Raw genomic sequence first — 15209 nt, 5'->3', positions numbered from 1 at the left:
CCTGAACCCCATCGAACAGGTCTTTGCCAAGCTCAAGCACTTGCTCCGAAAAGCTGCCGCCCGAACCGTCGAAGCTGTTTGCCGAGCAATTGGCGAGGCCCTGCAGCTTTTCTCACCCAAGGAATGCGCAAGCTACTTCGCAAACTCAGGATATGGACGAACCTAACTTCATCATGCTTTAGCGGTGAGCTCCGAGACGGCGGCAGCGATATCGGACTTCAGCGACGGCGTCTCGCGCGAGGTTGCATAGGTGACGGTGATGAGGGGCATGGTCGTTCTCCTTGAATTCCGTTGGCGCGAGCGAACCGCGCCCCTTCTAGCTAGACCGTTCCGCATCATCTTGGTATCTTATCTATGCCAATAGCAATGATAACGATAGTTGATCATGACCGCGCTCGACATCGACACCGTGCAGGCCTTCCTGCTTGTCGCCGAACTACAGGGCTTCACCCGCGCCGCGGAAGCACTCGGCACGACGCAGGCGGCGATCAGCATGAAGCTGCAGCGGCTGGAGACGCTGCTCGGCAAGCGGCTGGTGGAGCGCTCGCCGCGCGCGGTGCGGCTGACTGCCGACGGTTCGGCCTTCCTGCATCACGCCCGCGCGCTGATGGAGGCGCATGACCGCGCGCTGTCGGGCGAAAAGCCGGCACGCCAACAACTCACGCTCGGGATCAGCGACCACGCCGCCGGCCCTGAACTGGTGCCGCTCCTGGAGCGGCTGCATGCGATGGCCTCGCAGCTTGCACTCGCCGTCACCATCGGCTTCTCGCGCGAGATGCTCGATGCCTATGACGCCGGCGAGCTCGACGCGGTGATCGTGCGTCAGGAAGGCAGCCGCCGCGGCGGCGAGAAACTCGCCGAGGACGAGTTCGGCTGGTTCGCGATCCGACGCTTCGTATGGCCGCGCGGCGATGCGCTGCCGATCGCGACCTTGACGCCACCCTGCGGGGTCCGCGCCCTGGCGGTGCGCGCGCTCGACAAGGCCGGCATTGCCTGGACCGAAAGCTTCGTCGGCGGCGGCGTCACCGCCGTGGCGGCCGCGGCACTCGCAGGCCTTGCGGTCGCGCCGCTTGCCCGCCGGATCGCGCCGCCGGGACTGATCGATATCGGATCGGCGCACAAATTGCCGCGGCTCGGCGCATCAAAGGTGATGCTGCATTCGAAGGTCAGCGATCCCGCCAAACTGGCCGCGCTGCGGACGCTGGCGGCGACGTTCCGCAGCGTCGCCGCAGTCGCCTGATATCACATGCCTCACAGAATCGCGTCGAACGCGCTGCGCAGGCTTTCGTGGCGGAACACAAAACCGTTGCTCAAGGCCTTGTTCGGCAGCACGCGCTGGCCCCCGAGCAGGAGCTCGTTGGCGAAGTCGCCGCCGACCGCCCGCAACAGCGCAGCGGGCACGCGGAAGATCGCGGGCCGGCGCAGGCGGCGCCCCAGCTCCTCGGTGAACTTGGTGTTGGTCACCGGGATCGGCGCGGTGGCGTTGACCGGCCCCGACAGCTCGGGCTTCGCGATCACATGCGCGATCAGGCGCACGAGATCGTCGCGCTCGATCCAGGACATCCACTGCTTGCCCGAGCCGAGCGGACCACCCAGGCCGAACTCGAACGGCGTCAACATCCGCGTGATGAAGCCTCCGTCGGTGCCGATCACCAGCCCGATGCGCAAGCAGGCAACGCGCACGCCGTACTCGCCCGCGGGCCGCGCCGCAGTCTCCCAGGCCTCGCAAAGCTCATGGCTGAAGCAGGCATGGGATTTCGCGGACTCAGTCAGCACCTGGTCCTGCCAGAGCCCGTACCAGCCGATCGCCGACCCACTCACCAGCACGGATGGCTTGCGCCCGAGCCGTGCGATCAGCCTGACGACCTCGGTCGTGATGGTGACGCGGGACGCCAGGATTTCGCGGCGCTTGGCCTCGGTCCACAGTCCGTTGCCGATTGGCTCGCCGGCGAGGTTGACGATCGCATCGATCCTGGCGTCGGCACGCACCTGGTCGAGGCTCGTGATCAGCGTGATCGGCGGCGGCAGCATCTCGGCCTTGGCCGGGTTGCGGATCAACGCAATCACCTGATGGCCCGATGCGGTGAGACTTGCGACCAGCCGGCTGCCGATGAAGCCGGTGGCGCCGGTGACCAGCACGGTCTGCCGCGTCGGCAATTTCTCGACCAGCGTCCGTGCCGGCACGCTCGCCATTCGCTCCAGCCGCTTGGCGGCTGCAAAGTCGCGCAAACCGCAAAGCGTCGCACCCGCAGCCGAGGCGGCCGCGACGACGCTCAAAAGTCCGGTATCGGCCAGTTCAATCCCGGTCGGCCGCATCGCCCACCCGATCAGGACAGGAAGCAGCAGGACAAGGATGGCACCGTAGTTGAGCGCGAGCAGCGTGTGATTGATGCGCTCGCTCGGCGCCAGTTTCCGGCTCAAATCCTCCTCGACGAAATCCATCAGCGTGATGACGACCTCGACGACCAGCACCGCGATGACGGCGATCGCGAAGATGCCGTGCACCTCAAGCCAGCCGAACACCAGGAACAGGAGCGCATAGAGCGTGTTGCGCAGGCCGTGCAGCTTGAGCTCGAAGCGCTGCGACGGCCGCCAGGCCAACCGCTCGGTGAATTCGTGGTGATAGAAGGTGTCGAACACGCCCATCGCGATCTGAATTGCGATCAGCGTCCAAAGCAGCGGCGTCATGATGAGGCCTCCCTGAACACGGCCGACTGACGGATCAGCCGGCCAAAACGCGGATGGATGATCTCGAGCGTGAAGCGGAAGGCGCCGCCGCCGAGATCGGAATGGGTCACTGTGAGATCGCCGGGAGTGAGCCAGGCCGGCAGCGGCATCCGCAGCCGGCCGATCTGCACCGCATAGCCGACGCTGCGAAACACCAGCGCCTCCTGCTCAACCGCAATGCGCAGCGCCGTGCTGACGCCGAAGCCGACATACTCCTCGAGCCCGGTCGGGCCGGCGAAGCGCTTTGCGGAATGAATGACCTGCGGGGAAAGCAATGCGCGGAAGCGATAATCGTCGAGGAGCTTTGTATCGGAAGCCGGCGATGTCCTTAAGGTGGATCTCCTTGCTGACGCCATCGCACACTCCCGTTACACCCCCGCCCCTATTTGGCTTTGCCTGTGGGCAGGAAACTTACGATCTTCTCGCCGAGCTTGATCAGCGCGACGAGCCGCGGACGGGGCACGTTGAGCATTTGCGTGTACCAGCGGTCGACGAGCTCAGTGAAAGCCAGCATCTCCTTCAGCCGCTTGCTTGCGACCGGGCTAATGGCCGGGTCATCGGCCGCGTCGGAGACGCAGGCGCGAAGGGCCGCGACCGCAGGATCGATCTCGCGCTCCTTGCGGCCGGCGGCGATCCTTGCCGCGACCTCCCAGATGTCGGTCTCCGCCTCGAAGTGGTCGCGGCGGTCGCCGAGGATCGGCACGCGCCGGATCAACCCCCAGGAGAGCAGCTCCTTGATCGAATTGGAGACGTTGGAGCGTGCCATGCCGAGCGTGTCGGCGATGTCCTCGGCCGTCATCGGCGCTTCCGCCAGGTAGAGCAGCCCGTGGATCTGGCTGACCGAGCGGTTGACCCCCCACTCGTCGCCCATGTCGCCCCAATACAGGATGAAGCGCTCGACGATGGTCGGGAGTTTCTTTTTGGCGGTTATTTCTGTCATGACAGAAATATCAGACAGTTCGGAGCGAAAGTCAAGAACCGCCGGGGCGGCTCCTGAACCGGGCAACGCGGCGAACTCCCGACTGTGTGATACCTGTGTGACCCACGGGTGAGCCTGGCTCGTCGCAGGTGACGACTTTTCCTTTGCGGCAAAGGAAACCTTCGTCCAAGCTTGCGCCGGGTGGAGTAACCCGGGACCGACACAAAGAAATGTCGGTTGCCGGTTCAATGAGACGCCAGGAGGATCAAGCATGGCCGCGTCCGACAAGGAATTCGTCGGCTCCATTCCCGAACTCTACGACCAGCTTCTTGTCCCGATGCTCTTTGAGCCCTACGCACGCGACCTCGCGCAGCGCGCGAAGGCGTATCATCCGCGGGACCTCCTTGAGACGGCGGCGGGTACCGGTGCCGTGACGCGCGCGTTGGCGTCAGAACTCGGCCACGACACAAGGATCGTCGCGACGGACCTCAACGAACCGATGCTCGTGCGCGCAAAGTCGCAGATGCCGGGCAAGCCGGACATCAACTGGCAACAGGCCGACGCGCTCGCCCTGCCCTTTGATGACGCGACCTTCGACCTCGTCGCCTGCCAGTTCGGCGCGATGTTCTTCCCCGACAGGCCCAAGGGCTATTCGGAAGCGCGCCGCGTCCTGAAACCCGGCGGCCGCTTCCTGTTCAACGTCTGGGATCGCATCGAGGACAACCATTTTGCCGACGTGGTCAACCAGGCCGTTGCGGAAGTCTTTCCGGACGATCCGCCGCGCTTCCTGCCGCGGACGCCCTACGGCTATCACGCGACCGACCGTATCCGTGCGGACCTTGCTGCCGCAGGCTTCGGCAAGGTTGAGATCGACGTGGTCCGACATCAAGGCCGGGCGAATTCGCCAAGCGATCCGGCAATCGGCTTCTGTCAGGGCTCGCCACTGCGCGGCGAGATCGAGGCGCGCGGCGGCGTCGGCCTCGACGCAACGACGGACCACGCGACATCGGCCGTCGCGCGCCGGTTTGGCAATGGGGCAATCGAAGGCCGGCTTCAGGCGCTGGTGATTTCCGCGGTCGCGTGAGGATTGCGTCTCACAAGGTCGGGAGGACCGAGAACTGCTCACCTGCCCGGCGCAGCTTCAACAGGTCGGGATAGCCGACGTCGGCCTGCATCGCGTCCACCCGCGCCAGCGCCGGTCCGCGCTGGCACGCCTCGACCATTTCGGAGATGACATCTTCGGCTCCCGAAAACACCGCCTCGACGCTGCCGTCGCGGCGGTTGCGCACCCAGCCATCGAGGCCGCGCGACATCGCCTCGTCCTCGACCCAGGCGCGATAGCCGACGCCCTGCACCCGGCCCCGCACGGTGACGTGGCGAATCGCGCCGCTCACTTTTTCAGGCCCAGGAATTCGCCGCTGCGCGCTTTGGTTTCCGCTTCGCGCATCACGCGGCTGGTCAGTTCAGACGATGCAATTCCCTTCAGATTCTTCGGCGAAGTGCCCTCGCGCAACGCCTTCAGCGTCTCGTACACGGCCTGCGTGGCGGCTGCGAACGGCGCGTGGCCCTGCAGCGCGATCCGGACCCGCAGGCCTGCGAGATAATCCGGCGCCGTCATCTCCTCCGGCGCGCCGCCAAGCACGATCGGAAGCCGCGTCGCGGCCGAGATCGCCTCGAGCTCGCCGCGCGTCCTGATGCCGGTGAAGAACAACGCGTCGACGCCGACGGCTTCATAGGCCCGCGCACGTGCAATCGCATCATCGAGATCCGTGATCGAGGCCGCGCCGGTGCGGCCCATGATCACCAAAGACGGATCGCCGCGTCCGTCGAGCGCGGCTTTCATCTTGCCGACCCCCTCCTCGGGCGAGATCAACTGCATCTTGGCCTCGCCGAAGGCTGGCGGCAGCAGCGTATCCTCGATCGTCAGGCCGGCGGCACCGGCGGCTTCGAGCTCCTGGACGGTGCGACGAACGTTGAGTGCATTGCCATAGCCGTGATCAGCATCGACGAGCACGGGCACATCGGAGGCGCGCGACATCCGCCGCATCTGCTCGGCAAGCTCGGTTAGGGTGATCAGCGCGATATCGGGATCGCCGAGCACGGCGAGCGAGGCCACGGAGCCGCCGAACATGCCGAGTTCGAATCCGAGATCCTCGGCAATCCGGATCGAGGTCGCGTCATAGACCGAGCCCGGACGGATACAGGCCGATCCGGCCAGGATCGAACGCAAGGTTTCGCGTCGTTTGCGGAAGGCCATCGTCTCCCTCTGTCCACGTGATTGCGAGGAGCGCAAGCGACGGAGCAACCCAGCCTTGCTTCGCCGCGCGATATTTAGCTTCGTGGAGCCTATCATCGGGCGCGCATTCGCGCGACCCGATGGCTTGCCGTGACGAGCCTAGGCGAACTCGAGGATCAACGCGTCGACGGCAAGCGTGGCGCCGGCAGCCGCGTGGATCTTCTTCACGGTGCCGTCGCGCTCGGCGCGGAGCACGTTCTGCATCTTCATGGCTTCGACGACAGCCAGCGTCTCGCCGGCCTTGACCTCCTGCCCTTCGGTCACGGCGATCGACACCACGAGCCCCGGCATCGGGCACAAGAGCTTCTTGCCGGTGTCGGCCGCCGAGTTCACCGGCATCAGCCGCGCCGACGTCGCCTCGGTCTCGGTGAAGACGTAGACCGGCACCTCAAAGCCCTGATGCGCGAGGCGGAAGCCGTTATTGATCGCGCGCACCTGCAGCGCCACGAAATTGCCGTCGATCGTGCCCTGCCAGACCGGCTCGCCCGGCGCCCAGCTCGACACCAAATTATGCGGGTTGCCCGGCAAGCCGTCAGCGCCGACGAAGCGCACCGCAATGGCATCGCCCTCGCGCGCGACGTCGAGCGCGATCTCCTCGCGATCGAGCCACACCGCGCGGCGGCGTTCACGCTGCACCACGCGACCGCCCATCTGGCCGGAAATCTGCCGCTTACGCTCGCCGAGCACGTGATCGATGGCGGCGCCGACCGCGGCGAGCCGCCGCGCGATCTCGCCCTCTGGCGGCCGCGCCGAGAAACCCGCCGGAAATTCCTCGGAGATGAACCCGGTCGACAGCCGGCCCTCGCGCCAGCGCGGGTGATTCATCAAGGCCGACAGGAACGGAATGTTGTGCCTGATACCGTCGACATAAAACTCATCGAGGGCGGTGGCCTGCGCCTCGATCGCGGCTGCCCGCGACGGCGCGTGCGTCACGAGCTTGGCGATCATCGGATCGTAATGGATCGATATCTCGCCGCCCTCCTGCACGCCGGTGTCGTTGCGGATGGTGATGCCGTCATGACTTGCTTCCGCCGGCGGGCGATATTTCACCAGCCGTCCGATCGAGGGCAGGAAGTTGCGGAACGGATCCTCGGCATAGACGCGCGATTCCACCGCCCAGCCTGTCAATGTCACGTCGTTCTGCGCGATGGCGAGCTTCTCGCCGGCGGCGACGCGAATCATCTGCTCGACGAGGTCGATGCCGGTGATCAGCTCGGTTACGGGATGCTCGACCTGGAGGCGGGTGTTCATCTCCAGGAAGTAGAAGCTCTTGTCCTGGCCGGCGACAAATTCCACGGTGCCGGCGGAATCGTAATGCACGGCCTTGGCGAGCGCGACCGCCTGCTCGCCCATCTTGCGCCGAGTCTGCTCGTCGAGCAGCGGCGACGGCGCCTCCTCGATGACCTTCTGGTTGCGGCGCTGGATCGAGCATTCGCGCTCGCCGAGATAAATGACGTTGCCGTGCTTGTCGCCGAGCACCTGGATTTCGATGTGGCGCGGATCGACGATGAACTTTTCGATGAAGACGCGGTCGTCGCCGAACGAGGATTTGGCCTCGGCCTTCGCGAGGTTGAAGCCCTCGGCGACCTCCGCCTTCGAATGCGCGATGCGCATGCCCTTGCCGCCGCCGCCGGCGGAGGCCTTGATCATCACGGGATAGCCGATCTCCTCGGCGATCTGCACCGCGTGCTTGTCATCCTCGATGACGCCGAGATGGCCCGGCACGGTCGAGACCTTGGCCTTGGCGGCCGCCTTCTTGGATTCGATCTTGTCGCCCATCGCGGCAATCGCGCCCGGGTTGGGCCCGATGAACACGATGCCGGCCGCCTCCAGCGCGCGCGGAAATGCCTCGCGCTCGGACAGGAAGCCGTAGCCGGGATGCACCGCCTGCGCGCCGGTCTTGCGGCAGGCGTCCACGATCTTGTCGATCAGGAGATAGCTCTCGGCCGCCGCCGGCGGGCCGATCAGCACGGCCTCGTCGGCCATTTCGACATGCAGCGCGTCACGGTCGGCCTCGGAATAGACGGCGACCGTCTCGATCCCCATACGGCGCGCGGACTTGATGACCCGGCAGGCGATCTCGCCGCGATTGGCGATCAGAATTCGTTTGAACATGCTCTTCTTGCTTGGGCTTTGGATTTGGGCAGGATTCCTCCCCGCGCAATCTGGCACGGGCGATTGTGCGTCGCCAGTCCGTGGTACAGCAAAACGCTGCGGAGGCAACGGTCTAATGCGGCTGTGCCGGCTACCCGGCGGTAGCCGGAGGGGGATTTCAGCCCGAATAGGTTTGGAATCGGCCGCGCCGATGGGCGTGTGAGACCGCCTTCATCAGCTCGCTCACCTCATTCTCCAGGAATTCGTTGGCGACGATCAGCGCGCGGATGGTCGAGCGCATGTCCCCGCCACAGGCCGTAATCGCCTGGTCGACAGCCGCTTCCAGCCCGTCATCATCTTCGTGTTCGGGCCGTGCAGACATCATGGAGTATCCGGGATCAGTTGACGCCCCATGTTCCTATTTTGTTCTCATCAAGTCAATCCGCCCTTTGACGTAGTGTCGCCTCCTCGGCCCGGTCTCTTCCGCCGCCGGTTGGTCAGAGCCAGACGCCGCCGACCTCCAGAATGGTATCAATGACCAATTCGGCCATGCGCGCGCATCCTTCTCTTACAACGCCCCGGCTCCTTTTCGATCGTCGGCGGCCGCCGGGATGACCCGTCGGCCGCTGTCCATCCAACAGCCCTTGGTTCGATCCCGCCAGCCTGTGCTAGAAGTTCACCTGCCCGCCAAAGACCTGAAGTGAAAAAATGCGGTTTCGAAATTCTGCTGTCGCGACGCTCCTCCTGACATGCCTGTCTGCCACCCCCGGCCTTGCCGCAACGGCGATCGTCAAGGACGCCAGCACCGTCCAGATCAACAACACGACCTACCGGCTCGACGGGATCGACGCGCCGGCTCCCGATCAGCTTTGCATCGATGAGCACGCCGACGTCTGGAGCTGCGGCGTCGAGGCCCGCGACCAGCTCGCGAAGCTGGTCGGCGGCCAGCAGGTTCATTGCGACGATATCGGTGTCGACCCCACGTACAAGAAGCGCCGCCTCGGCGTCTGCAAGATCGAGGGCGATCCAACCAGCCTGAGCCAGTTGCTCGTCCGTCGGGGCTATGCCTTGAATGTCGAGGCGTCGGCCACCGGCCGCTTCAAGCCCGACGAGGCAAGCGCAAAGGACAACCGCCAGGGTCTGTGGAAGGGATGCTTCGTGGCGCCGCGCGAGTTTCGTGTCGGCAAGAAGGATGGCGCCCTGCTCGGCGGCTCCTGCCCGGCTGATCGCGACAAGCAGATCCGCGACGCCCTCTTTCCTGACGATCTCGCGATGCCCGCCGGCTGCAACATCAAGGGCAAGTACGCGGTCCGCGCCCGCGTCACCGGCAATGTCGGCATCTATCACCTGCAGGCCTGCCGCAGCTACCCGGGCTTAACCAATCCGGATCGTTGGTTCTGCACGGAGGACGATGCGCAGGCCGCCGGGTTCCGCAGGGCCTATAATTGCCGCTCCGGCGGCAAGGCCAAATGAGCCGCAGCAAATCAGCGCTGGAAAAGCCGCCTCGTCGTGTGTGAGACTGATCCCAGAGGTTGCCGGCGCGAATGACCCCTCCCGAACCCTCCGATGTCCTCCCCGAAGCTGCGGCAGCAGAACGGCTGCGGCAGCATCTGGAGGAGATCGCGCGCGAGCGCGACCGGGCGCATCGCGAATTGCAGGCGCGCGAGGCGGAGCTGGCGCGGATTCAGCGCATCGCGCGGGTTGGCGGGCTCGAGATCGATTTCCGCGACGGCGTGCGCAATCGCCGCTCGCCCGAATATCTGCTGGTCCATGGCCTGCCGCCCGAGGCCGCCAACGAAACCTATGAGAACTGGGTCGCGCGCATCCATCCCGAGGACCGCGAGAAGACCATCAAGCACCTGTTCGGGGTGCTGAAGAGCGGCACCGAGGACTATACGGACGAATACCGCATCATCCGCCCGAGCAACGGCGAGAGCCGCTGGATCCGCGTCGTCGCCAAGATCGAGCGCGACCGCAACGGCCGCGCGCAGCGGCTGGTCGGCGCCGACCTCGACGTGACCGATCAAATGCTGGCGCAGCAGACCTTGCGCGAGAGCGAGGAACGCTTCCGACTGATCGCCGACAGCGCGCCAGTCCCGGTCTGGGTGACAAAGCTCGATCGCACCCGCTCCTTCGCCAACCAGGCCTATCTGGATTTCCTCGGACTGCCGTTCGAGGAGGCGATCGTCTTCGACTGGCGCAAGGCGCTGCACCCCGATGATCTGCCTCGCATCCTGCAGGAGCAGATCACGGGCGAGCTTTCGCTCAAGCCGTTCGTGCTCGAGGCGCGCTACCGCAACGCCAAGGGCGAGTGGCGCTGGCTGCGCTCGGAATCGCAACCGCGCTGGGATCCCAACGGCAAGCATATCGGCTTCATCGGCGTCGCCCACGACATCACGGCCGCCAAGGAGGCCGAGATCGAGCTCAGGAAGCTCAACGAGACGCTGGAGCGGCGCATCTCCGAACGCACCGCGCAGCTCGAATCGAACGAAGCGCAGATACGCGCGATCTTCGAGACCAGCCACCAGTATCAGGGGCTGCTCGATGCAGATGGCAACGTCCTGTACGTCAACAGGACGGCGCTGGCGGGTATTCGCGCGGGTGCAGCCGACGTCATCGGCAAGCCGTTCTGGGACACGCCGTGGTTCAGCGCGACCGAAGACGCTCCGCAGACGATCAAGAGCGCCTTCACCACGGTGATGCGCGGCGAAGACGTCAAGACCGAGATATTGCTGCAGCTGCCGATCGGCGATCGCTATTTCGATTTCGAAATGCGGCCGCTGCACGACCAGCACGGCACGATCATCGGTGCAGTGCCGGAAGCCATCGACATCACCGACCGCCGTCGCGGCGAAGAGGCGTTGCGGCAGTCGCAGAAGATGGAAGCGGTCGGCCAGCTCACCGGCGGCGTCGCGCACGACTTCAACAATCTCCTGACCATCATCCGCTCCGCGACCGACTTCCTGCGCCGCCGCGAGTTGCCGGAAGAGCGACGGCGGCGCTACATCGACGCGATCTCCGAGACCGTGGAACGGGCCTCCAAGCTCACCGCTCAGCTGCTCGCCTTCGCGCGTCGGCAGCCGCTCAAGCCCGAGGTGTTCAACGTAGGCGCGCACGTCGACAGCGTGGCGCGGCTGATCCGCCCGCTGGTCGGTGGACGAATCCACATCGAAGTCCAGATCGACGATCCCGATTGCTTTGCGATCGCCGACATCGGCCAGTTCGAGACCGCATTGATCAACCTAGCGGTCAATGGCCGCGATGCCATGAGCAGCGAGGGCCAGCTGACGATCGGCGTGACGAAGGCCGGCGCCATCCCTGCCCTGCGGGCCCAGGCTCCGCGCAGCGGCGATTTCGTCGCGATCTCGATCCAGGACACCGGCACCGGCATCTCGCCCGAGAATCTCGACGCGATCTTCGAGCCGTTCTTCACCACCAAGGAGGTCGGCAAGGGCACCGGCCTCGGGCTCAGCCAGGCCTTCGGCTTCGCCAAGCAGTCCGACGGCGACATCGAGGTCACCAGCACGCTTGGCCATGGCGCGACCTTCACGATCTACCTGCCGCAGGCGACGCGCCCCGCCGACATCAAGGCGACGATCGTTTCCGGCGGCGAACACGCCTCGATCGGGCGCGGCTATCGCGTCCTCGTCGTGGAGGACAATGACGATGTCGGCCGCTTCTCCACCGAACTCCTTGAAGACCTCGGCTATTCGGTCAAACGCGCGGCCAACGCCAATGCGGCGCTCGCAATCCTGTCGGAGAACGAGTTTTCCGCCGACCTCGTGTTCTCCGACGTGATCATGCCCGGCATGAACGGCGTCGAGCTCGCCGGGATCATCCGCCACCGCTTCCCCGGCCTGCCCGTGGTGCTGACCAGCGGCTACAGCAACGTCCTCGCCGAGAACGTGCATTCCGGCTTCGAGCTGATCCAGAAACCCTATTCGGTAGAGGCGCTGTCGCGCACGCTCAGGAAGGCGATCGTCGAGCAAAGAGCGGCCGCCCCGAAGTCCTGACCATGACGCGCGGCGTGCCGCCCTACTCGATCGTCACATGCGCCACACCGAATTGAAGGATGCCGAGCGCCCGCGCCGCGCTGGTAGAGATGTCGATGATCCGCCCACGTATGAATGGACCGCGATCGTTGACGCGACACTGGATCGCGCGTCCCCGGTAGGACACCCTCACCATGCTGCCGAATGGCCTGGAGCGATGCGCGCAGGTCATTTCGCCACCCTTGCCGATGCCACGATAGTAGGACGCAAGGCCGCTCTCTGCGTTTGCCGTAGACGTGGCAAACAGCAGGAGGACCGCGGACATTGCTGCGGATCTCATATTTCGCCTGCCGGTAGCAGCCCCGGCAAGGGAACGCCGTCGCGGGACAACGGTTCCAACGAAGGTTCAATGAAATTGCGACGGCCGCAGGGCCCTTACGCCGCGTCCTCGACCCCTTCGGCTTCCAGCAATGCGCGAACGTCCGCCGCGGGAACGGGCTTGCTGAACAGGTAGCCCTGCATCTGGGTGCAGCCGAGCATCTGCACAGTGTCACGCTGCTGGTCAGTCTCGACGCCCTCTGCGGTCGTGATCATGTTGCGGTCGGCCGCAATCGACACCACCGCGCGGATAATCGAGGCCGAGCCCGAATTGCGCGCGACTTCCTTGACGAAGCTGCGGTCGATCTTGATCTTGTCGAACGGGAAGCGCTGCAGATATTGCAGCGACGAATAGCCGGTTCCGAAATCGTCGAGCGCGATGTGCACGCCGAGTGCACGGAGCTGGTCGAGCGTCACCAGCGCCGCATCGTCGTCGGCGATCAGCACAGCCTCGGTGATCTCGAGCTCGAGGCGGCGCGGGTCGAGCCCGCTCTCGGCGAGCGCACTCGCGACTTTCAGCGACAGCGTTTCCGACTTGAACTGGACCGGCGAGACGTTGACGGCGACGCGGACATGCGCCGGCCAGGTGGCCGCCTCCATGCAGGCGGTGCGCAGCACCCACTGCCCGATCTCCTCGATCAAGCCGGTTTCCTCGGCGACCGGCACGAACTCCGCTGGCGAAATCATGCCGCGCACCGGATGCCGCCAGCGCAGCAACGCCTCGCAACCGGTCACCTCGTCGCTTCGCAGATCGACCAGCGGCTGGTAATGCAGCTCGAAGCCGCCCTCGGCGAGCGCGCTCCGCAGATCCGCTTCCAGTTCGCGGCGCGAATTGGCTTGCTTCTCCATGGCCGGATCGAAGAAGCGATGGGTCCTGCGTCCGGCCGCCTTAGCGGCGTACATCGCAAGGTCCGCGCTCTTGAGCAGGTCGAACAGGTCGGAGCCATGGCGCGGCGCGACGGCAATCCCGATGCTGGCGTCGCTCGACAGCCGGTGGCCGTGGCAGTCGAACGGCGTGCGCATCGCCTGATAGATGCGCGCGACCAGGTCGCTGACATCATGATCCGAGACAATGTCGCGCTGGATGATGGCGAACTCGTCACCGCCGAGGCGCGCAATGAAATCATTCGGCCCGACCGACTGGCGCAACTTCTCCGCAACCCCCTTCAGGAACTCGTCACCGATCAGATGCCCGAGCGAGTCGTTGATGCGCTTGAACTCGTCGATGTCGATATAGAGGATCGCGAACTCGCTGGCGGCTGTATCGAGCAAGAGCCCCTCGGCATGACGCTGGAACAGCGTCCGGTTCGGCAGATTGGTCAGGGCATCGTAATGCGCGAGGTGCTCGATCCGTGCCTGGACCCGCCGCCCTTCGGTCACGTCCTCGAGCGTAGTGGCCCAACCGCCGTCGGGCGAGCGCTTGTAGATCAGACGGATGGTGCGGCCATCGGGCGTCGTGATCACCGTGTCCCGGGCCTTGTCGCTGTCGCGGTTGGTGAACCGCGCGCAATATTCGTCGACGTCGCCAACGAAAGAACCGGTCGCCTGCCGATGCAGGATCAGGTCGCGCAGATGACAGCCCGGCTTGGCCACATCGGGCGAGATGCTGAACATGTCGATATACTGCTGATTGCAGATCACGAGCCGCGCCGAAGCGTCGAACAGCAGAAGCCCCTGCGTCATGTTGTTGATCGCGGTGTCGAGATGCTGGCTCTTCTCGGACAGCCTGCGCTGGGCGGCAGCGTGCTGGCGCCGCAACTGGCGCACGATCAGGAAGATCGTGACGACGACGATGACAACCGCGAGCACCGCGGCAAAGAACTGCAGCTTGGTCTGCGCGCGCCAGTCCTCCAGCGCACTGGAGGCCCTCGTCGTCGCAACGATCAGGATCGGAAAATGCGACAGCGACCTGACGGCTCCGACATTCTCTTCGCCCGACTCACCGACGAAGCGGCCCGAGGTGTTGCCGCCGAGGCTCAGGACCTTCCGGAACAGCGGCTCGTTGAAGATGTTGCGGCCGACGACGGTGGTCTCCTGCGGATAGCGGGCGATGATCGTGCCATCGCGGTGAATCATCGAGATCACGGTGTCGCCGTTGAGGGCCAGCGAGGCGACGAAATCCTCGAAATGGCTAGGCTCCACGCCCCGGCTGGCAAAGCCGATGATCTCGCCGTTGCGCCCGGTGATCTTGCGCGCGAAGATCGTGGTCCAGTTTCCGGTCACCTTGCTCATTGCCGGTTCGACGATGATCGGCGACGTGGGCCGTCCCGAGGTGAACTCCTGGAAATAGCGCCGCTCCGCAATGTTGACGTCCGGCACCGGCCACATCTCTGACGAGTTGATCAGCCATCCCTTGGCGTTGAAGAGATTGAGCCCGCCGACATGCGGCAGCGCCGCAAGACGCGTGCGCAGCATCTCATGCGCGGTGAGCAGCGACATTGTCTTTTCGAACTGATCGGCAGTCTCGATCTTGCCCGCCTGCATGTAGCTGACGACGTCGTCGTGGACGTACTGGAGATCGGCGAGTTGCTGGTCAAAATGGCGCGACAGCAAGAGCGCGGTGTTGTTGAGCTCGCGCTCGGACACTTCCAGTGCGCGTTCGCGGAATTGCAGGGCGAGATAGCCGGTGCCGAGCGTGATCGCGAGCACCAGCAGCGCTGCGCTCAGCACGAGCCACTGAATGGCACCGAACCGCAGTCCGCGCAGCGCACCGATGTTCGACAGCCGCCAGCGCCCCGGCATCATGCTGCCCGTTGAATGAGTCGACATTTTCCTGCCCCTAGAGGTGCCCCTTGTACGGGAA

General features: G+C 65.1%; 12 protein-coding genes and 3 pseudogenes. 5 read left to right on the top strand and 10 right to left on the bottom strand.

The annotated features are described in order from the left end of the window. Positions 1-166, top strand: a pseudogene (locus tag ACFFWD_RS34480) (IS630 family transposase); the annotation flags it as partial. An 11-nt stretch (positions 167-177) separates the two neighbouring features. Here the strand turns inward: ACFFWD_RS34480 and ACFFWD_RS34475 are convergent. Then, a pseudogene (locus ACFFWD_RS34475) lies at positions 178-270 on the bottom strand (4-oxalocrotonate tautomerase); the annotation flags it as partial. 115 nt (positions 271-385) lie between these two features. Between ACFFWD_RS34475 and ACFFWD_RS34470 the strand changes: the two are divergent. Continuing rightward, complete coding sequence (locus ACFFWD_RS34470; protein ID WP_376973150.1) at positions 386-1240, top strand: LysR family transcriptional regulator; 855 nt, start codon at positions 386-388, stop codon at positions 1238-1240. An 11-nt stretch (positions 1241-1251) separates the two neighbouring features. Here ACFFWD_RS34470 and ACFFWD_RS34465 read toward each other — a convergent pair whose 3' ends face one another. The 3 genes and pseudogenes from ACFFWD_RS34465 to ACFFWD_RS34455 form a co-directional block, all read right to left on the bottom strand. Beyond that, positions 1252-2688 carry a TIGR01777 family oxidoreductase gene (locus tag ACFFWD_RS34465; protein ID WP_376973148.1) on the bottom strand — a complete coding sequence of 479 codons (1437 nt, stop codon included), beginning with the start codon at positions 2686-2688 and terminating at the stop codon, positions 1252-1254. Further along, a pseudogene (locus tag ACFFWD_RS34460) lies at positions 2685-2993 on the bottom strand (DUF4166 domain-containing protein); the annotation flags it as partial. The pseudogene ACFFWD_RS34460 and the gene ACFFWD_RS34465, both read right to left, overlap by 4 nt. A gap of 116 nt (positions 2994-3109) precedes the next feature. Beyond that, positions 3110-3667: a GbsR/MarR family transcriptional regulator gene (locus tag ACFFWD_RS34455; protein WP_376973152.1), complete on the bottom strand. Its 558-nt coding sequence runs from the start codon at positions 3665-3667 to the stop codon at positions 3110-3112. Positions 3668-3917: 250 nt separating this feature from the next. Here ACFFWD_RS34455 and ACFFWD_RS34450 point away from each other — a divergent pair, with 250 nt between their 5' ends. Beyond that, entirely contained in the window at positions 3918-4730 is an 813-nt protein-coding gene (locus ACFFWD_RS34450) for a class I SAM-dependent methyltransferase (RefSeq protein ID WP_376973146.1), read from the top strand. Positions 4731-4740: 10 nt separating this feature from the next. Here the strand turns inward: ACFFWD_RS34450 and ACFFWD_RS34445 are convergent, their stop codons facing one another. The 4 genes from ACFFWD_RS34445 to ACFFWD_RS34430 all read right to left on the bottom strand — a co-directional run bounded on the left by ACFFWD_RS34445 (position 4741) and on the right by ACFFWD_RS34430 (position 8421). Next, positions 4741-5040, bottom strand: a complete 300-nt coding sequence (locus ACFFWD_RS34445; protein ID WP_376973144.1) for an acylphosphatase — start codon at positions 5038-5040, stop codon at positions 4741-4743. Next, positions 5037-5903: an isocitrate lyase/PEP mutase family protein gene (locus ACFFWD_RS34440; protein ID WP_376973139.1), complete on the bottom strand. Its 867-nt coding sequence runs from the start codon at positions 5901-5903 to the stop codon at positions 5037-5039. Before ACFFWD_RS34440 ends, ACFFWD_RS34445 begins: the two co-directional genes overlap by 4 nt. Before the next feature lie 138 nt (positions 5904-6041). Beyond that, positions 6042-8057 carry an acetyl-CoA carboxylase biotin carboxylase subunit gene (locus ACFFWD_RS34435; protein ID WP_376973137.1) on the bottom strand — a complete coding sequence of 672 codons (2016 nt, stop codon included), beginning with the start codon at positions 8055-8057 and terminating at the stop codon, positions 6042-6044. 157 nt (positions 8058-8214) lie between these two features. Further along, complete coding sequence (locus ACFFWD_RS34430; protein ID WP_376973135.1) at positions 8215-8421, bottom strand: hypothetical protein; 207 nt, start codon at positions 8419-8421, stop codon at positions 8215-8217. A 323-nt stretch (positions 8422-8744) separates the two neighbouring features. Between ACFFWD_RS34430 and ACFFWD_RS34425 the strand changes: the two genes are divergently transcribed. Together ACFFWD_RS34425 and ACFFWD_RS34420 are read left to right on the top strand one after the other, a co-directional pair. After that, positions 8745-9509 (top strand): thermonuclease family protein, encoded by a 765-nt coding sequence (locus ACFFWD_RS34425; protein WP_376973133.1) that lies wholly within the window; start codon positions 8745-8747, stop codon positions 9507-9509. Between the two features lie 71 nt (positions 9510-9580). Beyond that, positions 9581-12049, top strand: coding sequence for a hybrid sensor histidine kinase/response regulator (locus ACFFWD_RS34420; RefSeq protein WP_376973131.1), 2469 nt, complete (start codon positions 9581-9583; stop codon positions 12047-12049). A 22-nt stretch (positions 12050-12071) separates the two neighbouring features. Here the strand turns inward: ACFFWD_RS34420 and ACFFWD_RS34415 are convergent, their stop codons facing one another. After that, the gene (locus ACFFWD_RS34415; RefSeq protein ID WP_376973129.1) at positions 12072-12353 is read right to left on the bottom strand and encodes a septal ring lytic transglycosylase RlpA family protein; all 282 of its coding nucleotides are present in this window, start codon (positions 12351-12353) and stop codon (positions 12072-12074) included. Between the two features lie 110 nt (positions 12354-12463). Next, the gene (locus tag ACFFWD_RS34410; protein ID WP_376973127.1) at positions 12464-15175 is read right to left on the bottom strand and encodes a bifunctional diguanylate cyclase/phosphodiesterase; all 2712 of its coding nucleotides are present in this window, start codon (positions 15173-15175) and stop codon (positions 12464-12466) included. Positions 15176-15209: the final 34 nt, after the last annotated feature.

This window comes from Bradyrhizobium erythrophlei, assembly GCF_042430365.1.
GTDB lineage: Bacteria > Pseudomonadota > Alphaproteobacteria > Rhizobiales > Xanthobacteraceae > Bradyrhizobium > Bradyrhizobium erythrophlei.
The sequence above is the reverse complement of the archived record's forward strand: the minus strand, read 5'-3'. Positions and strand labels throughout refer to the sequence as shown.